The sequence below is a fragment of the Pseudomonas sp. TH39(2020) genome (genome assembly GCF_016650715.1).
In the GTDB taxonomy this organism is placed as follows: Bacteria; Pseudomonadota; Gammaproteobacteria; order Pseudomonadales; family Pseudomonadaceae; genus Aquipseudomonas; species Aquipseudomonas mandelii_C.
This window is the reverse complement of record NZ_JAEKFF010000008.1, coordinates 355,893-376,078: the sequence shown is the minus strand read 5'-3', so window position 1 is coordinate 376,078 and position 20,186 is coordinate 355,893. Positions and strand designations below refer to the sequence as shown.

The following is a 20,186-nucleotide window of genomic DNA, read 5'->3' as shown; positions in this document are numbered from 1 at the left end:
TCAGCTAATAGGGGGAGTATTGGGTCGTGATAGGCAGAGTCTTTTACGGGTATCAGGGGAAGGCCCCGCGTCTATTTGAAGCATAGACGCGGGAAAACCGTTACTTTCGAACGTTCTGGTACAGCATCAACCTTGAGGTTTCGTGCATGGCGCGGGTCAGTTGCGACAGGCGTTTGAACTCTTCAGGGTTTTGCTCGGCGACGTTGTCCAGCGGCGTCGGTGAGGCCAGGTCATGCAGACTTGGCGAGCTGCCGTCGTGCTCCATCTGCACCATGTAGTGTTGAGTCACGCCGGCAATCAGCGGGAATGTTCCCTCACGCAGTACCAGGGGGACCACGCGTTCACCCTCGGGCGCGGGCTGCTGAATGTCACGGCCCATGCCGCTGTTGCGAAACTCAAGGCCGGCCATGCCCGCCACGGTGGGCAGCAAGTCCACCAGGCCGACCGCTTCCTTGACCTTACGCGTCCCCAGCAAACCCGGCGCGTGGATGATCATCGGCACCGCGTTGCTTTCCAGACCCAGTTGCTCGTAGGCCGGTGCCAGGAACGGGATTTGCGCGATACGGGTGTTGTGGTCACCAAACAGCACGAAAATGGTGTTGTCGTACCAGCCGCCTGCCTTGGCGATTTCCATCAAGCGACCGATGTTGAAGTCCAGCAAACGCACGGCGTTGTACTGCTCGACGCTGCGCGACCCTGCGGCCTGTACTTCGGCCAGGGTAGGCTGCTTGACCTCGAATCCATCGTTGCTTTTGGGAATCGTGAAGGGACGATGGTTACCAGCCGTCTGCACATAGGCGAAGAACGGTTTGTCCTTGGGCAGGGTTTGCAGGATCTGGTCGGTTTCCTTGAACAGATCCAGGTCTGAAATCCCCCAGACATCCACCACCGGGGATTTCCAGTCCCGCTCTTCGAACAAGCGAACGCCGTCGATGCTTTGCCGGATCAAGGCATTCATGTTGGCCCAGCCGGAGTTTCCGCCGATGGTGTAGATCTTCTCGTAACCGGTGAAGGCGTTGATCAGTGTGTTTTGTTTGGTGATCAACGGATTACGCGTCGCGGTTTCCTGACGGGTGACGTCGGGCACGCCGCTAATGCTGGCCCAGACGGTTTTTGCGGTTCCCGTCACCGGCACATAGAAGTGCTCGAAGAACCAGCTCTGGGTGGCCAGGCGATCGATATTGGGCGTCGGATTGATCGGGTTGCCGTAGGCCCCGACGGCGCTGGTGCCCAGCGATTCCAGCATGACGAACACCACGTTCGGCGGCCGGGAGCCCGGTACTTTGTAGGGTTGTGGCGCCTGGTGACGGACGAAATCAAGGGTTTGCGGGTCGGGTTTGTCCACGCCCAGGTAGTTGGCCATCACCGCGTAGTGTTCGCGCACCTGCGCTTCGTCATAGCGCGATTGTCCGACTTTGACCGTGTCGTAGAGGAACAGCACCGGGTTCAGACCCAACGCAGCGATCTGGTTATTGCCAGAGAAGAACGCATCGCTCCAGCGCAACGGGACCGGGTTCTCAAGGTTCATGTTTTCGACACGACCTAAAATACCCAGCAGCACCGCCACGACCATCAACGCGCCACCCAATGTCGCGGAGAGCCGGCGAATGGCTTTGCGAGGGCGGTCCAGCGTCACGCGTTCCAGACGCACCAGGGCCAGTGTCACCAACGCGACCGTTGCCAGCCAACCCAGTGAAATCCAGATCACCGGGTAGGTCTGCCAGACCATGTCACGGGATATTTGCGCGTCCTCGATGAAGCGCAGCACGGTGGCGTTGATCCTCACGCCCAGGTAGGCGTAATGACCAAAATCGATGATGTAAATCAGCAGCAGGATGCTCAGGGCCGCGACCAGATACACGCGGGCGATCCGGCGAAGCAGGCGGCTGCCGATCAGGTTCCAGCGAGGAATCCAGGCCAGTAACGCCAACGGCAACATCGCCAGGATGGCCAGGCGCAGATCGAAACGAAAGCCGATCCCCAGGGTTTCCATGACGGCATGTTGGTCGATCAGCGCTCGGGCGTCGAAACCCGAATAGCCGAAAAAGAACAGCACCCGAAGCGCAGAAAACAGCGCGAATGTAATCGCTGTCGCGCCCAACCAGTAATGTAAACGTCTCGAGTGCAGCCAACCCATCCCTGTTCCCCTGTTAATAAAGTCGTTAAATCTCAAACGGAACTGGACACATCGCCCACTGCAACGCGGCGCTTGCTTGCCTGGCGATACGTCCAGCGCACGGCAAGCATCAGCAGGGCCATGCAGCAATACAGACCCAGCAGTGGATCGACCAGGTAATCCCAATAGTTTTGCGAAGGTTTGATCCCGGCAATGAAGGCCAGGGTTGCGCTGGCCAGCATCACGACGGCCAGGCCGTTGCGCAGGTAAAACAGGCCCAGTGTCAGCGCGGCGAGGGCAATCAGCATGGGGCGCGGGCTGTAGCCAAACCGATAGGGGTCCAGATCACTCATGCCCAGGGTTGCCGGGTACAGCACCAGGGCCATCGCGGCGAAGAGGATCAATACGCCGGTTTGACCCCGCGCAGGTGGCAGGATGTCCAGCCGACGCAAGCAGCCCCACGCCATGAACACCATGGAGGTGATCGCCAGGTCATCAATGTAGCTGCGCAAATAGGCGGCCAACGATAAGCCGTCCAGCGGTATGAAGCTGACTGCCAGCAATGCGGCCAACAGTGCGATCCGCCAGGTTTTGGGCAAGCCGAAAGAAGGCAGCACCAGGAAGATGATCATTGCGAAGCTGGCATGGGCTTGCCACAGGCTGATCATTTGCGACGCTCGTTGAGCCAGGCATCGTTGAAGGTGACGTGCTTGATGAAGGTGTTGTTCCAGGAATAAACCAAGTGATACATACCGTCGGGGCTGCGGATGAAGTACGGGTATTCATATTCAAATTCACACCCTTGGCTTTTACAGACGCGGTTGTCGAGGTTGTCCAGGAACCGCGCCTCCAGCGGTTGGCGAAGCGCGCCGCTGGAACCGCGAAACTCTTTACCGATGATTTCCTTGTAGGCCTCGGGAGAAAACGGAGCGCCTTCGGGATCAGGTGACTTGTCCAGGTCACGCAACGAGCGCCAATCGTCCATTTTTGCGTCGGTCCCATACAGACTCAGCTTGAAGCGCCCCTCCTGCAGGTCGTTGAGCGCCACCAGCAACCCATGTTCGGGCGTCGCGACGGCGGCCAACGATGAGTTCGGGTTCGAGGGATCGAGCGGATAAGGTTCGCTCCAGGTTTGACCGGCGTCTTCGGTGCGGGTCGCCAGCACACGGTGGTGGGTATCGCCGGCATAGCGCAGCAAGGCGATGCCGCGCCGGCCGTCCAGCGGAACCACTGCAGGTTGCAATGAATTATTGCCGTGGCTGATGCGGTATTTGTCGATCACATCGCCGTCTGCGCTCAAGTAGAGGTACTCGGCAAACTTGCCCAGAAACTCGTGGTAGACCGGCAAGCCGATGGAGCCATCGGCATGAAACACCGGTGCCGACCGAACCAGCGTGCTGATGTTCAGAAAGGGTGAGGTGATCAGCTGGCGCGGGGCGGACCAGCTTTCACCGAAGTCATCTGACACCATCACATTGACCGCGCTGCCGGCCCAGCCGCCCATGGACACGGACACGTAGAACAGCCACACGCGATTATCCGGTGCGAGGGCAACCACCGGATTGCCCAGCTTGCGAATGTATTTTCGCGTGCCCTGTTGGGTCGAATCCCGCGTCGCCAATACCTGTTCAGCCCCCCATTCGCTGGTTTTCGGGTCGAAACGGGCGGAGCGCACCTGCACATCGGCTGCGCCTTCGCGGGAGCCGGCGAACCAGACCGTCATCAGGCTGCCGTCGGGCAAGGCGGTCACCGCCGAGGAATGCACGAAATCCACCAGCCCGGAGGAGGCGAAGCGGCTGGTATAAATGGGCTTGGCCACTTTGCCGGCCACTGCCATCACTGGACTTATCAGGGCAAAGGATGAGTGCGTATTGGCAGGGTTGAAGAACCATGCGGCCGCAAACAGGCAAGAAAGTGCAAGGTATGCACCGAGGGCAGGAATGCTAGGAAGTTTGATGCGCATAATTAAGACTTTGGCATCTCATGGCCCGATCAGGCGCCCAAGCTAACACCCGCTAGTACAAGATCGGGTTTAATGAATTTCTACTTTGTAAGCAATTATTTGTAGCGTGCTGCACTGTCGATAAACAACACGCAACCGGCAGGCTGAAACTACCGCACCAGAAGGGTATCGATTCGAGCCAGCGGGGCTGAAGGGCCATCTGCACCGCTGGTCGAAAGAGCCGGACATGAACAGCGCGAAACACAAAACGAAGCTGATCAGGGGCGAGGCGATAACGGGATCAGAAGTAGTACCCGATATTGACGTTGGTCCGGTAATACCACTGATTGCTGCCAACTGAACTGGTATTGGTAAAGCCCGTACCGTTTTCCGCACCGCCATAGGGGTTGGCGTTTTTCGCCCAGGTCAGGTCGACCCAGGCCATGATCGGCATGGCCAGGAACTGCGCGCCGACGGTGTACATCTGCGAGTCGTCCCAACCGCTCTTGTCTTTCATCATGCGACTGTAGTCGTTGTAGAGCTTGATCTTCTTCAACTGACCCAGTTTTGGCGTGGGGATGTCATAGCCGACGTTCAGCGAAGCAATGGTGGCCTTGGAAGCGATCAGGTACGCCGGGGTCAGGCCGTTGCCGCCCATCAGCACCGAGTCGTTGCTGACACCTGCAGGGTTTTTGGGGTCGTACTCGTAGCGAATGCCCTGGGTAGAGACGGTCCACGCGCCGGCATTGATGATGGCGTGGATACCGCCGGCCCAGTAATCGCCATCGTCTTTGGTGGTGGCGTTATACAACTGGGCGGCGGCCACCGACGCGCCGATCTCGGTTTTCCAGCCGTCATTAACAAAGGTCCGCGCGACCCGGGCGTTGATCTGGTTGTGTTTCTCGTTGTCCTGGCGCGACTGGGTGAAGGGGATCGCATTGTCCTTGAGGTCGGCGTAACGCCCGACTTCCGGCGAGTAGCGAATGTCGGAAGGCAACATGCGCGGGAAGTACCCGAGTTGCAGATCCCAATCCTGATCCTTGTAGCTGTACTTCAAGCCTGTGCCAGCGCTGACGCCATAGCCCATGAAGAAGGGCAGGTGATAGCTCCAGCCAAATTGCGGATAGGGTTCCAGGCCAAACGGTTTGAACGGCGCGCCCAGTTGCAGGTTTGAGTTGCTGTTCAGGCGGTAGCCGACGAAGCCGCGGTCGATGGAGTGTTTGCCGTCATCCTGAAACCAGTAGCCGACATCGCTATAGAGATTTTTGTAGGTCGCCTGTACGTCGATGCGGAAGGTGTCGAAGAGAAAACGCCCGTTGTTTTCGGTGGTGTCCCATTGCTCGTCGCGGTAGTTGGTTCGCAGGGCACCGCCGATGTCCAGGCTGCTTTCGCCATCGTCGCTGCGCCAGGCGATATGCGGAAACGGCTTTTTGCCGGTCGTCGATGTCACGGGCGCAGCAGGACCGGGTTCACCGGCGAAGCTCACGCAACTGCTCATCATCAGTCCCATACATATAACGTAATGCTTCATGTTGACTCCGCTGCTCAATTGAACGCTACAAAGTGACCGGCAACACTTGTCCGTTCGCCTTTAAAGTGGCGATGAGCGGATGACTTCGTGTGTTGCTTTTTTTAAGTGCGTTTCTGTTTTTGTTGTTTCGTGGGTAATACGGCGTATGGCCTATGAACTCATGATTACCTGAGCAGAAATTATGCCAACTGTCAGAAAGCTGTTTGGTGCTTAAAAATTCAATAAAAACAATTGTTTATATGGGAAACATATTTGTTTGTGTTGCCCATGAAACAGGCGCGTCGAGGGGTAACGAAACTGCACATTCACTGTGCGTTTTTTATTTCACGCGCATAAAAGCGGCCTACAAAAATGGCGCAATTGTTGTTCATTCGAGAAAGGTTTGGGGCGGGATGGGGCGTGCATCGCAAAAGCCAAAACGAGGCGGCCTACCGGCCGGCCTGGGCTCAAGCGCACGCGTTCCCCTGTAGGAGCTGTCGAGCGAAGCGAGGCTGCGATCTTTTGATCTTGCCGTTGCTGTTGCTTTGCTTCAGATCTGCCGCCCCTTTCCCAGAGGCCGAACGCAGGTATTGCGCAGGGGGCACCGCGGCAAGGATGCCGCGGTAGCCGCCCCCGGCCATGGATGGCCGATGGCGGCGGGCCCCCGGAGCAATGCCGGAGTGAGGGCATGCCGAGCCACAGCGAGGCACCGAATGGCGGGGCAAAAGCCCTTGGTTACTTGGGGCTCTTCCAAGTGACTCGCTGTAAGAGCGAAACCGTCAGCAGCCAAAACCAAAAAAACGGATATTCACCCAATCAAAGCCTCCGGTCAGCCCCCACCACCAATCTATGGGGGGCCACCTGAAACCCAGTATTAAAGGTCGAGTACCAACCGCCGACTCTTGCAACCCGACACACACACCATCATGGATTTATTCGCCGCACGCTCCGCTTTAGTCAACACGCCATCACGATGATCAACATCACCCTCCAGCACGCGTGTTTCGCACGAACCGCACACCCCTTCGCGACAGCTGTACTCAATATCGCAACCCGCCTCGAGCAACACGTCGAGCAAACTCAAACCGGGCTCGATCGACAGCGTCTTGCCAGATTTTTTCAGCTCTACGCTATAGCTGCTCTGCGCATCTTCCGACGGTGGCAATTCAGCCGCCGCAAAACGCTCGATATGCGCATGAGGATAACCGAGGCCTTCGCAGGTGCTTTCGAAAGCATCGAGCATCGGCGTCGGACCGCAGCAATAGAAGTGTGTATCGCTGGGCTGATCGGCCAGATAAGCGCTCAGGTCTGGCGGCATGCCTTTTTCATCGTTGAAGTGATACACGACTTTGGCACTCAAGCCGCTGAGTTCCTCAACCAGCGCGGCTTCCTGTCGCGAGCGGGCGCAGTAGATCAGCTCGGCGGATTTTCCCAGCGCCAGCAGTTGGCGGAACATGCAGTAAATCGGAGTGATACCGATACCGCCGGCCACCAGTACGCTGTGTTTGGCACTCAGGTCGAGCTGGAAATTATTGCGCGGCGACGAGATCGGCAGTTGCATGCCGACCCGCAGTTGCGCGTGCACAAATTCCGAGCCGCCGCGGCTGTTGCGATCACGCAGAATGCCGATCACGTAACGGCCTCGATCGCTCGGCGAGTTGAGCAATGAATAACTGCGCACCAGTCCGTTGGGCAAATGCAGATCGATGTGCGAGCCGGCTTCAAACGGGGCGAACACCGTGTCGCCAAACGGCCGCAACTCGACGCTGATGATGCCTTCGGCTTCATAGCGCAGCGTGTGCACTCGAGCGGTGAGGGGGGAGGAATGGGACATCGGTCACCTCTTTTCGACAGTACGCAAATCGAGATCGAGACGCGCACTGGCCTCGATCTCCACCCGCAGTTCGGGAAACACCAGTGCGCTGACTTCGACCAGCGTGGAAGTCGGGAAAACGACCTGACCTTCGAAGAAGTCACGGCGCGCGCGACCCACTTCGTCCTTGTCGGCGATGTCGGTGACATACACCGTCAACCGGTAAATGTTGCCGACATGCCCACCCGCCGCTTCAACCAGCGCCCGGACTTTGTTCAACACGACCAGTGTCTGGGCGTAGGCATCGAGCGGCGCGTCAGCCACAACGGCCAGGCGTGTAGCGGGATGGCCGGTCATGCCGGACATCACCACTTCATTGCCGATCAGCAAGGCATTCGACCAAGTGGCGCTGGCCGGCTCGATCAACGAGCCGGCCTGAACACGTTGCACGGCTGCGTTCATGGCAACTGCTTCGCGTCGATCAGCTCCAGTTGGGCCTTGGCCGCGTTTTTCAGGTAGCGGCGCAGACGCACCACACCCAGGTCATGCTGGTAGAGGTTTTCCCGCTGGTTGGCGTCCGGCTCCATGAATTCGAGCAGCACCCGATCCTGCTCCAGCACCGCCCAATGCCGTGCTTCCAGGCGATTTTTGTAGAGGAAACGCCAAGTGTCGCGCTGCCAGCCGGTCAGTGGGCGGCAACGCCAGTGGAACACCGCCGACAAGGAGCGGCTGCTCGGTGTGTAGCTGCCGATGATGGTGAAGTTACCGCCCGGGCCGCCGGTTTTCGGATAGGGGATTTCCAGGCGCAGCCAGTGGCAGCCGTTATCCATGAACTCGGTCCAGTCGAAATTCACCCCGCGCTGGCCTTCTTTCTCGAAGAAGAAACCGTTGTCGGTGTCGCGGGTGACGAACTTGGCGGTGGCTTCGCCTTCGCTCATGGAGTGCGACATCTTGTGCAGGTAGGTGCCGTGCATCGGGTCCATGACGTTGTCGATGACGTAGCGATAATCGCCTTTCCATTCGGTGTAGCAGAGGAAGCTGCTCCATTCGGGGGAGGTCAGTTGCTCTGGCAGGACCAGCTCCGGCGGGGTGTCCACGTGCGGATCTGCAGCGTTGTACAGAAAGATCGCGCCAGCGGCTTCACGGGTGTGGAACATGCGTGTCGGACGGCTGCCTTCGAGCTTGCAACCGGGGCTGCCGGGGACTTTGGTGACCGTGCCGTCGCAGCGCACTTCGACGCCGTGATAAGGGCATTGCAGACGGTCACCCAGTACCGGTCCCTGGGACAGCGGCGCGCCGCGATGAGGGCAGTGATCTTCCAGGGCGTGGACGCTGCCGTCATTGTCGCGCCACAGGGCGATCTTGTAGCCCAGACGGCGAATCGATACCGGTTTTTCACCCAATTGATCGGAGGGCAGGACCGGGAACCAAAGGTTTTTCAACCCGTTGGCCAAGAGGTTTTCAGCTGGATCGACGGTTGTATTCATGTTCATTTCTTATTGTCCTCCGGCGGGTCATTCGCCCAGCCGAGCCATCAGGGTTTTATAGGCGTCTGGTGTCCACTCTCCGGTGGTCAGCGAGCAGGGCGGCCCGGCCAGATTCAGGTGCGCGAGCAGGTCGGGCAACTCGGTCACCCCGTTGCCAAAGGCGCGCTCGATGGAGTCGCCGAGCAACTCTTCGAACTGGGTGTTAGGACGTTTGCGGGCCTGATGGGGCTCCAGGTAGGGTTCGGTATTGCTCATCTCATTGACCTCCATTACGTACCCGTTCGCGGATCATTTCGCGCACGGGAATAAAGTCATACGTCGGGAAAACTTCAGTGCTGAACACGCCCCAGGCCGAGCGTTCAAGCTCGACGTTGAGGGTCGGCAGCAGGCTCGGCGGCAACCGCAGGGTGACGATCTGGCCCAGGCCCATGGCCACGGTCCAGGACACCACCTCGACGCCTTGCGGGGGAAACCGTTCCCACCAGTCCTGCTGCTTCATGTGCCGCTGAATCTCTTCCAGGTTCTTTGATTGGTCGTGCTTGAGCAGCACGGTCACCAGCAAGGTTTCGCTCATGGCTACGGTCCTGCTCACGCCACGTTCGGCATCGGCACGGCCCAGGCGTCATAGCCATAAACCCAGTCGGCGTTGCCGCCATCCTTGAGCCATTGGTTGCCGCGTGAGCCGATCTGGATCTGGCTGGTGCGTTGCAGCCGTGCCTGCTGATAAGCCTGCAGGGCGTCGGTGATCTGCGCAGTGCTGGTCAGGTCTTGCAGATAACGAGCGAGCACAACGGCGTCTTCGATCGCCTGGCCGGCGCCTTGCGCCATGAACGGCATCATCGGATGGCAGGCATCGCCCAGCAGGGTCATCGCGCCCTTGGACCAGAACGGCAGTGGATCGCGTTCATACAGCGCGGTCTTGAGTACCTCGTTGCACGCATCGAGCAGGGCGCGAGCATCCGGGTGGAAGTCCTGATAGTGGCTGCGCAACTCGTCGGCATCGCCGGCGCTGGTCCAGGACTCTTCATGCCAGCTGTCCTGAGCGGTGGTGGCGAAGATGAAAATGTCCCGGCCCTGATTCAACGGAAACGTCACGATCTGGCTTTCCGGCGTCGGGCCCCACCATTTAGTGAACGCCTGAATGTTCGGCACATGGGCCACGCGTTCGGCAGGTAGGACGGCGCGGTAAGCGACCACTCCGGTAAAGCGCGGTTGCTCATCACCGAACAGCGCATTACGCACTACCGAATGGATGCCATCCGCACCGATCAACAGATCGGTGACGTGACGGCTGCCATCCTTGAAGCACAACTCGATGCCGTCGGCGGTTTGCACGACGTGCTCGGCACGTTTGCCAAACTGCACCTGTTCTGGTGGAAAGACGTCCGCCAGCGCGGCCAGCAGATCGGCGCGGTGAATGGTCAGTTGCGGTGCACCGTATTTCTGTTCGGCGGCATCGGACATTTCCAGGCGCGAAGTTTCCTCGCCGCTGTCCCAGAGACGGCTGATCCGGTGCGTTGGACGCGCGGCCGGAATGCGCACGGCAGGGCCCACCCCAAGACCATCCAGGGCGCGCACGGCATTAGGCGTCAGGTTGATATCGGCACCGACCCGCAAAAAGGCTTTCGACTGTTCGAATACGGTGACGTTATGGCCTGCGCGATGCAGGGCGATGGCGGCGGTCAGGCCGCCGATTCCGGCACCGGCGATAGCGATGTTCAGCGAAGACATGGACGGCTCCTGCTCAGGGTTTCGGTTTGTCGGTGAGGAACTTGCCTTGCGGCGCCTCGACGTTTTGCTGGCGTCGGGTATTGCCGTCGATGCCGCCGGCGATGGCCCATTCGGCGAACATCGTCGGGCCCGGCTCGAAGTCCCGCGGCTGCCATTCGCCGGTCAGTTGATCTTCGTCGGCGTAGTACTCGACCAGCGCGCCGGCCGGGTTCTTGAAGTACCAGAAGAACGCCGACGACACCGGGTGCCGACCCGGACCGATTTCCGTTGCCCAGCCGCTGCGGGAAATGTGCATGCCGCCGCCGAACACTTCGTGCACATCGCGCACGGTGAACGCGACGTGGTTCAAACCGGCACGAGGGGCGGGCAGTTGCAGCATGAACAGGTCGTGGTGGCCGCCTTCTTCGGCGGTGCGCAGGAACGCTCCGCGATCCGGATAGCGGTCAGAGGCCTGGAAGCCGAAACGCTCGTGATAGAAGGCTTCGCAGGCGTTCACGTCCTTGACGAAAAACACCACGTGGCCGACTTCGATCGGTGTGGCGCGCTCGTAAATCGGCGCGGCCTTGTTGATTCGGCCTTTGGTCTGCCAGGTGTTATGGCCGCTGCACTCGATTTCCAGCTCACGCTTACGAGTCACTTGCAGGCGGATCGCCAGGCCGTTGGGGTCGGTGCAACCGATGCGACCTTCCGCTTCGATGAAGCCCGGATCGTTGGCAATTCGTTCGCTATAAAGCTTCAAGTCAGCGTCGCTTTCGACGCCCCAGACCACTTCACGCACGGTTGAACCGGGTTCGATGGCGGGCGGCAAACCCGTCTTGTTGATGTCGGCGAGCACCACGCGGCAGCCGTTAAGGGTTTCGAAGATCACTTCGTCAGGCTGCTCGCTGACTTTCGTCAGGCCCCAGTCGCTGAAAAAACGCACGCTGGTGTCGAGGTCCTCGACGCCGTAGGTGACTTCATCAATGCCTAAAACGCTCATAACCCAACCTCTCGTTGCACACCGGCCCAGGCCAGTGGCTGTTCATTCATGCCCCAATAAAGGCTTTTCTGTTCCATGTACTGCAGGATGCCGAGGCGACCTTTTTCACGGCCCAGACCGCTGTCGCGCCAGCCGCCGAACGGTGTGGAAATCGAGAACTGTTTGTAGGTGTTGATCCACACCGTACCGGCCTGAATTTTTCGACCCAGTGCCCAGGCGCGTTTGTAGTCGCGTGTCCAGATGCCGGCGGCGAGGGCGTACAGGCTGTCGTTGGCCTGCTCGAGCAATTGCGCTTCGTCATCGAAGGGAATCGCCACCAGAACGGGTCCGAAGATCTCTTCCTGACAGACCTGCTGGCTGTTGTTCAAACCTTCGAGGATGGTCGGCGGGTAGTAATAACCCTGGTCGTATACGCCGCCGCTCGGACGCTTGCCACCGAGCAGCAGGCGTCCACCTTCGGCCAGCCCAAGAGCAACATAACGCTCCACTGACTCGCGGTGGCCGGCGCTGATCAACGGACCCATTTGGGTACGTTCATCGGCCGGATCACCGACGCGCAGTTCGGCCGCAGCGGCCACCAGGCGCGACATGAACGGTTCATACAACGCGCGGGCGACGAACAACCGCGACCCGGCGATGCAGGCTTCGCCTGAAGAACTGAAGATGCCGTACAACACACCGGCCACCGCGTGGTCGAGGTCGGCATCATCGAGAACGATGGTCGGCGATTTGCCACCCAGTTCCAGCGACACCGGCATCATCTTGTCGGCGGCGATGTGGGCAATGTGTTTGCCGGTTTTAGTGCCGCCGGTGAACGACACGCGCTTGACCAGCGGGTGACGCGTCAACGCATCACCGAGCAGCGAACCTTTGCCCGGCAGCACACTGAGCAGGCCTTTAGGCAAGCCGGCGTCCTCGCAGATGCGTGCCAGTTGCAACGCCATCAACGGGGTGATTTCTGCCGGTTTGATCACCACCGCGTTGCCCGCCGCCAGCGCCGGAGCGACCTTCTGCGCTTCGCTGGCAATCGGCGAGTTCCACGGGGTGATTGCGGCGATCACGCCCATCGGCTCGTACACACTCATGCTGACGAAATCACCACGGGACGGCGTGATGGTTTCTTCGAGGGTTTCACAGGCCGAGGCGAAGAACTGGAACGTGCCGGCGGCGCTGGCCACCAGGGCTCGGGTTTCGTTGATCGGTTTGCCATTGTCCTGGCGCTGCAATTGCGCCAGTTCTTCGCTGCGCTCACGGATCAGCTCGGCGATGCGGTACAGCACGCTGGCCCGTTCGTGAGGTTTGCGCTGCGCCCAGCCGCTGTGCAAAAACGCCTGATGGGCGCCTTGCACGGCGTCTTCAACGTCGTCGACACTGGCGGCATTCAGCCAGGCGACGGCTTCGCCCGTGGCGGGGTAGCACGTGGCATAACGCTCGCCGCGACCGAGACGCCAGTCGCCGGCAATGCAGATCGGTAAAGTCTGTTCGAGATTCATCGACGGTCCCCTAAATCGAAATCGCATGGGCGTGGTTGCCCAAGGCGCGGACAACGCTGTAAACGGTCAGCGCCGAAGTCTTCGGGTTGGCCAGCAGCGGTTTGCCACGCAAGCTCAGTTCGAAACCACCGAAGGCACCGCGAGCTTCGAAGTGATGGACGTTCTCCTCGCTCAGCGGATCGGCGATCAGCGTCACGTGGGTGCGGTCCAGGCCGAGCCCGGCCAGCGACAAGGTCGCTGCGACGTTGGCGTTTTTTGGATAGAGCCGTGCCGCTTCCCGCGCGCTGCCCTGAAAAATCACCGTGGCTTCGGTAATGCTGTCCAGATCACAGGCCTGTTCAGCGGGGGTGTTTTTCCAGGCTTTAGCCGGTTTGCGGCCGGTGTAATTGACCGAGTCGAGCCCACCGACTTTGGCCGCCGACAAGGCGTCGATGCCACCGATGGCGCCGGGCAGCAACTCGATGCGGGTCTGACCGCGCTCGGCTGCCGCTTCCAGGCGTTCAACCAGGCCGACTTCGGACAGCGCGCCGACCGAGACGATCAGGCAGGCAATGCCACGCTCCAGCGCCGGCAACACATGTTCTTCGATGGCACGGTGGCCGGCGCACTCGACCAACAGGTCCGGGCGGGCATCGGCCGGCAACGCGGTCAGCACCTGCGGCGGTTGCTTGAAACTGGCCAGCCGCTGGCGCACCAATTCTTCAGACCCGGCCGAAGCGATGACGTAGTCAACGCACAGCTGCGGGTCCTTCTCCAACAGTTCGAGCACGCCGACGCCAATGGCGCCGCAGCCGATCATGGTGATATGCAACATGACGAAGTCCTCAGGCCGTGGCTTTTTGCGCTTTGGTTTCGCTGTTGGGCGGACCGGCGAACTGGGTGGCGAAGCTGCCGACGGCGAGCATGTCGACTTCCAGCAGGAACGGGCCCGGTTGAGCCAGTGCGCCGTCGACCACGCGGCCGAAATCCTTCAGGTCGGTGACCAGGCCGTGGCGCAGATTCAGGGATTCCGCCAGCTTGGAATAATCCGGCGTGTGCAGGTCAACGTAGCAGTGACGGCTGCCGTAGACCGCGTCCTGAATATTGCGGATGACGCCGTAACGTTGGTCGTTCATCAGCAGAATCACCACGTTGGCCTTCTCTTGCACCAGCGTCGCCAGTTCGCCGAGGTTGAGGATGAAACCGCCGTCACCGGCCAGGGCGAAGACCTTGCGCTCAGGGTCGGTTTCCGCTGCGGCCACGGCAGCGCCGATGCCCATCGACAGGCCCTGGCCAATGCCGCCGCCCAGCGCATGTACGCCGGAACGCGGGTGGAACAGGGTCAGCAGGCGGTTGCCCCAGATGCTGTTGGACAGCGTGACGTCGCGCACCCAGGAGAAATTGCGCCCGGTGATCGCTTGCAGCTGTTCGACCATGGCCGAGTACGGGCCGAGGTCGGCGATCAATTGGGTGCGGGATCTTTCGCGGACATCCTTGAGTTCGGCGAGGAATGTCGGGTCGATCTGCAGGCGACCTTCCAGACGATCCGCCAGGCCTTCAAGGGCCAGTGCCGAGTCGCCACAGATGAACAGCTCGCTGTTATAGCTGCGACCTTCGATGGCCGGGTTGGCGTCGATACGCAAGGTGTTGCGTGGCAATTTCAACGCGTACTTGAAGGTTTCGTTGCTGCGCAGACGGGAGCCGGCGATCAGCAAGGCATCGCAGCTTTGCAGGAACTGCTCGACCAGTTTGTTTTGCGAGAACGCGCCGAGGCAACGTTCGTCATCTTCGTTGACCACGCCGCGACCCTGGGTCGAGGTGATCACGCCGACGCCCATGTCCAGCAGGCGTTTGACTTGAGGCCCGGCATGCCGCGCGCCGCCGCCGAGCCACAGCAGTGGGCGGGTGGCCGTGGCCAGACGCTCGGCCACCAGGTCCAGCGCTTCGGGCGCAGGGACGGCCACTGGAATCGGCAGCGGTGAAAGGTCGGTCGGCATCGTGATAAACGTCGACTGGATGTCGATCGGGATTTCCACGCTGACCGGCCCGGTGGGGGCGGTCAGGGCAGTCTGCACGGCTAGCTTCATTGTGCTGATCGCGGTGTCGACGCTGCGCACACGGAACGCAGCCTTCGACACTGCTTTGAGCATGGTCAGTTGGTCGCGCGCTTCGTGGATGTAGGCGAATTCCTGGTCCAGGTACGGTGTTTCGATCTGCCCGGTGATGTGCAGCAGCGGTGTGCCGGCGGTCAACGCTTCGACCATGGCGCCTGCGGCGTTACCGGCTGCGGTGCCGGTGGACGTCAGGCAGACACCGAGGCCGCCGGTGGTGCGGGCATAGGCGTCGGCCATGTTGGTGGCGCCGGCTTCACCGCGAGCCATGACGAAGCGGATGTTTCCACGAACGGCGAAGGCATCGAGGATCGGCATGTTGTGGATCGAGATCACGCCGAACGCGGCCTTGACGTCGCACTGTTCGAGGAACGCGGTGATGGCAGCGCCAACGGTGACAGTATTTTCATTACGCATGGCGGGACAGGCCTCCAGAAACATCGATATGGCTGCCTGTGGTGTAAGCCGACAGAGGCGAGGCCAGAAACAGGATCGCGCGGGCCGCTTCAATCGGCAGGCCCAGGCGCCCTAAAGGAATGTGTTTTTGTTGCGCCAGCCGGGCGGTCCATTGGGTCCAGTCCAGGTCCCGCTCTTCGCGGGCTTCGAAACGTCGGCGCCATTGCCCGGACTCGACCAGGCCAATGAGGATGCCGTTGACCCGAATGCCCTGGCCGGCAAATTCGGTGGCCATCGAACGCACCAGGTTCATGACCCCGGCACGAGCGGCCGAGGTGGCGACCATGTGCGGTTCCGGCTGGCTGGCCAGCAGCGAATTGACGCAGACGATGGCCGCGTTCGGCTGGTGTTGCAGCTGAGCCATGAAGGCGTGGACCGGGTTGATCACCGAGAAGAATTTCAGGTTCAACTCTTCGGTCCAGGCGCTATCGGTGGTATCGGCGAAGGTCGACACCCGACCTTGCCCGGCGTTGTTGATCAGCACGCTGGCCGGCCCCAATGCGGTCAGACTGGCCGCGGCAAACGCCTTGACCGAGTCCGCATCGAGTACGTTGCAAACATGGGCGAGCAGCCGTGCTTCGGGGAAGCGTTGACGCAACTCGGCTTCGGCACTGCGCAACCGGTTTTCGTCCCGGCCGCAAAAGGCCACGGCCGCGCCGGCTTCGAGCAACAACTCGACGCAGGCCAGGCCAATGCCCGAAGAGCCGCCGGTGACAATCGCGGTGCTGTCGTGCAGTTGATAAAGGCTCATTTCAATCCCTCATCAATGCAGTGACGCGGTGCCCATCATGGGCTGCAGCGCTGTTGTAGTTGAGCAGCCGCGACAGTTCGTCGGCACTGCGGCGCACTTGCAGGAGCAACTCGTTGAAATTGACGTGAGCGATCTGTGCGGTCGGGATGGTGACGCCCAGCGCGGCGACGATCCTGCTCGTCTCATCGCGCACCGGGGCGGCGACGGTGGAGATGGTTGACTCGAAGAAGCCTTCGCTGCTGACGAAACCGCGCTGGCGGTCGGCCTGAACCAGGTCGAACAGTTCCATCACGGTTTTCGGCGTGCACGGCGAGAACTGCTCCAGGTGTTCTTCCGGGTACAGCTCGCGCAACTCGGCCAGCGACAAGTCTTCGAGCAGAATTCGCCCGAGGACAGTGGCATGGGCGGGCAGGCGAGTGCCGACGTTGACCGCGCTGGAGAACACCGATGGCGGCGACACTTTGGCGACATAGACAATCGAACGACCATCGCGCACCACCAGGTTGCTCGGGTAGTTGAGGCGGTCGCACAAACGAGCGAGAAGTGGCTGGCCCAGTTCGGTCAGCTCCAGTGAAGCCAGGTATTCAAAGCCCAGGCGCAGCACCGACATGCCCAGGCGGTATTCATTGCCGCTGCGGGTGACGAAACCCATGGTTTCCAGGGTCGTCAGCAGGCGGAATATGGTCGAGCGCGGCAGCGCCAGACGCCGGGCCAGTTCCGGCGCGGTCAGCGTGCGATTGCGCCGGCTGAATTCGCAGAGCAGCAGCAGGCCGCGCTCCAGGCCCGGCACGATGTATTTGTCCTGAGCGTCCTTCAGCAGATCTGAATCGTTCATAGAGATGCACCTGTCAGGGATTCTTTAATGGCAAAGGCCAGACGGCCCGCCACGACATAAGGTTGTTCAATAGGGCTGGCATGCCCGGCATCGGCAATCAGGTTGAACGTGGCGCCCAACGCCTTGGCCAGGGTCAGGCAGCTTTCGGGCGCCGTGATGCCGTCGGCTTCGCCGCAATGCACTTCGCAAGGCATCGACAGCGGTGGGTGCCGCAGCAGGTCATCGCTGCACAGCAGTTCAATGGCCTGGCGATAACCATCGGGATTGAGCCGCGCCATGTTCCACCGCACCCAGGCCAGTGCTTTCGGGCTGGCTGCGGGGGAAAGCATGTAAGGACTGCGTTGCTCGGCCATTTGCTGAATGCCCAGTTGTTCCAGGGCACGCAGGCGTTTGTTGCGCACTTCCTGACGTTGCAACGCGCGTGATGGATGGCCATAGCCTTGGGCAGGGCTGATCAAGACCAGTCGGCTGATCCGTTGTTGCTGCACGCCGCTGGCGAACGCCATGGCGGTAATCGCGCCCAGGGAATGACCCACCAGCACACAGCGCTGGATGCCCAGTGCGTCGAGCATCTGCAGCAGTCGTTCGGCGTAGTCCGAAGCGTCGGGCGCTAAGGATCTCAGTGGCGTGGAATCACCGTAGCCGGGAGCGTCCCAGGCAATCACCCGGGCGCTTTGGCCAAGTTCTTGCGCCACCTCTAACCACGACGCCGAGCCCGAACCGATCCCGTGCAACAACACAATGGCCGGCCCGGCCCCGCATTCGCGAAAGGCCTGGCGACCGCCTGCGATCTCCAGCGTGCGCACTGGAAAGTTCAGGGCCAGTTGTGCCTGGAGGTCAGCCGTGAGCGGCGGGACGAGATTATCGATGGCGTACGACATGGGCTTATCCGCGCTTGATCGAGGCCAGAGGGTGTTCTGGCGGGTAGGTCGGGGTCAGCGGTTTTTTCGCGCCGAGCATCACGCACATCAGCGCGTCTTCATCGCCGATGTTGATCTCTTCGCGGTACACGCCGGGCGGCACGGAAATCACGTCGCGGTCGGTAAGGATGGTTTCGAAACGCTCACCGTCCTTCTCGATCACCACTTTGAGTTTGCCGCGCAGCACAAAGAACACTTCTTCAACGTCGGTGTGCAGGTGCGGCGGGCCTTCGTGGCCGGCCGGAATCACCATGGTGGAGAACGTGAAGTTCTCCGACGGGATGGTGTTCATGTCGGTGCTCACGCCGGTGCCGCCGGTGCCGATGTAGCGCATTTGCGCACGATGGAATTTCGGGTCGTAGTCGGCCTGGAACTTCAGCGCGTTCCAGTCGTACTTGCGCGTGTCGTACCGGGCGATGCGGGTTTGCATCCAGCTTTCCAGGTCGCTGCCGGCTGGCTGTTCCCAGCTTTTCGGGGTTGGTTGTTGTGCTGATAGATCGGTCATGGCTGTCTCCTGATCAAGGCATGACGAACCCGCCGTTGACCGGCAAGGTTTGTCCAGTGATGAAACGGGCGAGGTCGGACAGCGCGAACAGCACGGCGCCGCTGACGTCTTCGGGAAGTTGCGGGCGTTGAATGGCCCGGTGGTCGTTGTACAAACGGTGACGTGCTTCGGGCACGTAGGCGGTGGCTTCGACCAGCACCAGGCCCGGCGCGATGGCGTTGACCGTGATGTTATCGGTGCCCAGTTCACGGGCCAGGCTGCGGGTCATCGCAATGATTGCGCCCTTGCTGGCGACATAGGCCAGCAGGTTGGGCGCACCCCACAACGGCGTGTCGGACGCCAGGTTAACGATGGCGCCATGACCACTGGCGCGCAGGGCCGGCAGGCACGCCTTGGTCACCAGCCAGGTGCCGCGCACGTTGACTTGCATGACCTGATCCCAGGTATCGAGGCTCAGCTCTTCGCAGGTCTTGCCGCCGGAATTGGTGATTGACGCGTTGTTCACCAGGCCGTCGAGGCCGCCGAGCAAGCGGGTGGCTTCAGCCACGCAGGCATCGATCGAATCCGGTTGCGCCAGATCAACCGTCACGCCATGCACGGTCAGGCCTTCGGCGGCGAGTTCAGTGGCCGATTGCTGGACGCGTTCGGCGAGAATGTCGGCGATCACCACGTGGGCACCGGCGCGGCCGATGGCCTGGGCAAAGGCATAACCCAATCCGCGGGCGCCTCCGGTGACCAGGATCCGACGGCCTTCGAGCAAACGATTGAGGGCCGTCATCATTGCGTACTCAGCATGGCTTTGGGCATGTAATGCAGGACGCGTTTCTCGGCCCAGACCACCGCGCCGTAGGAGAGCACGCCGATCAGCGTGAGCATGACAATCGCGACGAATACGCCCGCGGTGTTGCCCTGACCTTCGGCATCGACCAGCAGGAAGCCCAGGCCCTGGTTGCCGCCGACCAACTCACCGACGGTGACGCCGATCACCGCGAGGGTCGAGGCAATGCGCAAGCCCGAGAACAGCGCAGCCATGGCCGAGGGGAACTCCACCAGGCGGAAGATCTGCCAGCGGCTCGCGTTCATCGTCCGGACCAGGTTGATCATGTCCGGGTCAACGGTGCGGATGGCCGACAGCACGTTGATCATCACCGGGAAGAACACAATCAGGATGGCGATCAGGATCTTCGGGTAGATGGTGTAGCCCAGCCACATCACGAACAGCGGGGCGAAGGCGACTTTCGGGGCGATTTGCAGCGCCAGAATGTAAGGCGACAGCATGGCTTCAGCGGCGGGCGAGAGCCCGAGCGAAACACCGATCGCCACGCCGAGCAGAGCGCCCAGGCCAAAGCCGACAATGATCTCGAACGCGGTAATCAGGGTATGTTGCAGCAGGCCGCCGGTTTGCCACATCACCACACTTTCCTGGGCCACGCGGCTCAGGTGCGGCATGACGAATTCGGGCATGCCGAGCAGTCCCGGGCCCCATTGCCAGAGCACCAGGAACAGGATCAGCAGGGCAACGCTGCCGAGCATGGAGTTATGGAGGTTTTTCATCGTG

20 protein-coding genes are annotated in these 20,186 nt (G+C 60.8%); all 20 read right to left on the bottom strand.

Features of this window, described 5'->3' with window-relative positions; all coding sequences use genetic code 11:
* Window positions 1-100 precede the first annotated feature (100 nt).
* Complete coding sequence (locus JFU47_RS30030; RefSeq protein ID WP_201187821.1) at window positions 101-2,137, bottom strand: LTA synthase family protein; 2,037 nt, start codon at window positions 2,135-2,137, stop codon at window positions 101-103.
* 32 nt (window positions 2,138-2,169) lie between these two features.
* A complete protein-coding gene (locus tag JFU47_RS30025; RefSeq protein WP_140894615.1) occupies window positions 2,170-2,784 on the bottom strand; it encodes a hypothetical protein in 615 nt (204 codons plus the stop codon).
* A complete protein-coding gene (locus JFU47_RS30020) occupies window positions 2,781-4,079 on the bottom strand; it encodes a sialidase family protein (RefSeq protein WP_123368840.1) in 1,299 nt (432 codons plus the stop codon). Before JFU47_RS30020 ends, JFU47_RS30025 begins: the two co-directional genes overlap by 4 nt.
* Before the next feature lie 280 nt (window positions 4,080-4,359).
* Window positions 4,360-5,589, bottom strand: coding sequence for a hypothetical protein (locus JFU47_RS30015; protein WP_201187819.1), 1,230 nt, complete (start codon window positions 5,587-5,589; stop codon window positions 4,360-4,362).
* An 853-nt stretch (window positions 5,590-6,442) separates the two neighbouring features.
* The gene (locus JFU47_RS30010; protein WP_140681282.1) at window positions 6,443-7,402 is read right to left on the bottom strand and encodes a PDR/VanB family oxidoreductase; all 960 of its coding nucleotides are present in this window, start codon (window positions 7,400-7,402) and stop codon (window positions 6,443-6,445) included.
* A gap of 3 nt (window positions 7,403-7,405) precedes the next feature.
* Window positions 7,406-7,843 (bottom strand): Rid family hydrolase, encoded by a 438-nt coding sequence (locus tag JFU47_RS30005; protein WP_201187817.1) that lies wholly within the window; start codon window positions 7,841-7,843, stop codon window positions 7,406-7,408.
* Complete coding sequence (locus JFU47_RS30000) at window positions 7,840-8,874, bottom strand: aromatic ring-hydroxylating oxygenase subunit alpha (protein WP_056745372.1); 1,035 nt, start codon at window positions 8,872-8,874, stop codon at window positions 7,840-7,842. The genes JFU47_RS30005 and JFU47_RS30000 overlap by 4 nt, the downstream gene beginning before the upstream one ends.
* 21 nt (window positions 8,875-8,895) lie before the next feature.
* A complete protein-coding gene (locus JFU47_RS29995) occupies window positions 8,896-9,123 on the bottom strand; it encodes a recombinase-like helix-turn-helix domain-containing protein (RefSeq protein ID WP_201187815.1) in 228 nt (75 codons plus the stop codon).
* Window position 9,124: 1 nt separating this feature from the next.
* Entirely contained in the window at window positions 9,125-9,442 is a 318-nt protein-coding gene (locus JFU47_RS29990) for a hypothetical protein (protein WP_123368846.1), read from the bottom strand.
* Window positions 9,443-9,456: 14 nt separating this feature from the next.
* Window positions 9,457-10,599 carry an FAD-dependent monooxygenase gene (locus JFU47_RS29985; RefSeq protein WP_201187813.1) on the bottom strand — a complete coding sequence of 381 codons (1,143 nt, stop codon included), beginning with the start codon at window positions 10,597-10,599 and terminating at the stop codon, window positions 9,457-9,459.
* A 13-nt stretch (window positions 10,600-10,612) separates the two neighbouring features.
* Window positions 10,613-11,578 (bottom strand): VOC family protein, encoded by a 966-nt coding sequence (locus JFU47_RS29980; protein WP_201187811.1) that lies wholly within the window; start codon window positions 11,576-11,578, stop codon window positions 10,613-10,615.
* A complete protein-coding gene (locus tag JFU47_RS29975) occupies window positions 11,575-13,071 on the bottom strand; it encodes an aldehyde dehydrogenase (protein WP_201187809.1) in 1,497 nt (498 codons plus the stop codon). Before JFU47_RS29975 ends, JFU47_RS29980 begins: the two co-directional genes overlap by 4 nt.
* 10 nt (window positions 13,072-13,081) lie before the next feature.
* Window positions 13,082-13,885: an aspartate dehydrogenase gene (locus JFU47_RS29970; RefSeq protein WP_123368849.1), complete on the bottom strand. Its 804-nt coding sequence runs from the start codon at window positions 13,883-13,885 to the stop codon at window positions 13,082-13,084.
* 10 nt (window positions 13,886-13,895) lie between these two features.
* Window positions 13,896-15,578, bottom strand: a complete 1,683-nt coding sequence (locus JFU47_RS29965; RefSeq protein ID WP_201187807.1) for a thiamine pyrophosphate-binding protein — start codon at window positions 15,576-15,578, stop codon at window positions 13,896-13,898.
* The gene (locus JFU47_RS29960; protein ID WP_201187805.1) at window positions 15,571-16,368 is read right to left on the bottom strand and encodes an SDR family oxidoreductase; all 798 of its coding nucleotides are present in this window, start codon (window positions 16,366-16,368) and stop codon (window positions 15,571-15,573) included. Before JFU47_RS29960 ends, JFU47_RS29965 begins: the two co-directional genes overlap by 8 nt.
* 1 nt (window position 16,369) lies before the next feature.
* The gene (locus JFU47_RS29955) at window positions 16,370-17,203 is read right to left on the bottom strand and encodes an IclR family transcriptional regulator (protein ID WP_123368852.1); all 834 of its coding nucleotides are present in this window, start codon (window positions 17,201-17,203) and stop codon (window positions 16,370-16,372) included.
* Window positions 17,200-18,084: an alpha/beta fold hydrolase gene (locus JFU47_RS29950; protein ID WP_201187803.1), complete on the bottom strand. Its 885-nt coding sequence runs from the start codon at window positions 18,082-18,084 to the stop codon at window positions 17,200-17,202. Before JFU47_RS29950 ends, JFU47_RS29955 begins: the two co-directional genes overlap by 4 nt.
* 4 nt (window positions 18,085-18,088) lie before the next feature.
* Window positions 18,089-18,628, bottom strand: coding sequence for a cupin domain-containing protein (locus JFU47_RS29945; RefSeq protein ID WP_201187801.1), 540 nt, complete (start codon window positions 18,626-18,628; stop codon window positions 18,089-18,091).
* A 13-nt stretch (window positions 18,629-18,641) separates the two neighbouring features.
* Window positions 18,642-19,409, bottom strand: a complete 768-nt coding sequence (locus JFU47_RS29940) for an SDR family oxidoreductase (RefSeq protein ID WP_201187799.1) — start codon at window positions 19,407-19,409, stop codon at window positions 18,642-18,644.
* Entirely contained in the window at window positions 19,406-20,182 is a 777-nt protein-coding gene (locus tag JFU47_RS29935; RefSeq protein ID WP_201187797.1) for an ABC transporter permease, read from the bottom strand. The genes JFU47_RS29940 and JFU47_RS29935 overlap by 4 nt, the downstream gene beginning before the upstream one ends.
* Window positions 20,183-20,186 lie beyond the last annotated feature (4 nt).

Coding starts and splice junctions, on each gene's coding strand:
- JFU47_RS30030 (WP_201187821.1), bottom strand. CDS start 2,137: ATGGGTTGGCTGCACTCGAGACGTTTACATTACTGGTTGGGCGCGACA.
- JFU47_RS30025 (WP_140894615.1), bottom strand. CDS start 2,784: ATGATCAGCCTGTGGCAAGCCCATGCCAGCTTCGCAATGATCATCTTC.
- JFU47_RS30020 (WP_123368840.1), bottom strand. CDS start 4,079: ATGCGCATCAAACTTCCTAGCATTCCTGCCCTCGGTGCATACCTTGCA.
- JFU47_RS30015 (WP_201187819.1), bottom strand. CDS start 5,589: ATGAAGCATTACGTTATATGTATGGGACTGATGATGAGCAGTTGCGTG.
- JFU47_RS30010 (WP_140681282.1), bottom strand. CDS start 7,402: ATGTCCCATTCCTCCCCCCTCACCGCTCGAGTGCACACGCTGCGCTAT.
- JFU47_RS30005 (WP_201187817.1), bottom strand. CDS start 7,843: ATGAACGCAGCCGTGCAACGTGTTCAGGCCGGCTCGTTGATCGAGCCG.
- JFU47_RS30000 (WP_056745372.1), bottom strand. CDS start 8,874: ATGAACATGAATACAACCGTCGATCCAGCTGAAAACCTCTTGGCCAAC.
- JFU47_RS29995 (WP_201187815.1), bottom strand. CDS start 9,123: ATGAGCAATACCGAACCCTACCTGGAGCCCCATCAGGCCCGCAAACGT.
- JFU47_RS29990 (WP_123368846.1), bottom strand. CDS start 9,442: ATGAGCGAAACCTTGCTGGTGACCGTGCTGCTCAAGCACGACCAATCA.
- JFU47_RS29985 (WP_201187813.1), bottom strand. CDS start 10,599: ATGTCTTCGCTGAACATCGCTATCGCCGGTGCCGGAATCGGCGGCCTG.
- JFU47_RS29980 (WP_201187811.1), bottom strand. CDS start 11,578: ATGAGCGTTTTAGGCATTGATGAAGTCACCTACGGCGTCGAGGACCTC.
- JFU47_RS29975 (WP_201187809.1), bottom strand. CDS start 13,071: ATGAATCTCGAACAGACTTTACCGATCTGCATTGCCGGCGACTGGCGT.
- JFU47_RS29970 (WP_123368849.1), bottom strand. CDS start 13,885: ATGTTGCATATCACCATGATCGGCTGCGGCGCCATTGGCGTCGGCGTG.
- JFU47_RS29965 (WP_201187807.1), bottom strand. CDS start 15,578: ATGCGTAATGAAAATACTGTCACCGTTGGCGCTGCCATCACCGCGTTC.
- JFU47_RS29960 (WP_201187805.1), bottom strand. CDS start 16,368: ATGAGCCTTTATCAACTGCACGACAGCACCGCGATTGTCACCGGCGGC.
- JFU47_RS29955 (WP_123368852.1), bottom strand. CDS start 17,203: ATGAACGATTCAGATCTGCTGAAGGACGCTCAGGACAAATACATCGTG.
- JFU47_RS29950 (WP_201187803.1), bottom strand. CDS start 18,084: ATGTCGTACGCCATCGATAATCTCGTCCCGCCGCTCACGGCTGACCTC.
- JFU47_RS29945 (WP_201187801.1), bottom strand. CDS start 18,628: ATGACCGATCTATCAGCACAACAACCAACCCCGAAAAGCTGGGAACAG.
- JFU47_RS29940 (WP_201187799.1), bottom strand. CDS start 19,409: ATGATGACGGCCCTCAATCGTTTGCTCGAAGGCCGTCGGATCCTGGTC.
- JFU47_RS29935 (WP_201187797.1), bottom strand. CDS start 20,182: ATGAAAAACCTCCATAACTCCATGCTCGGCAGCGTTGCCCTGCTGATC.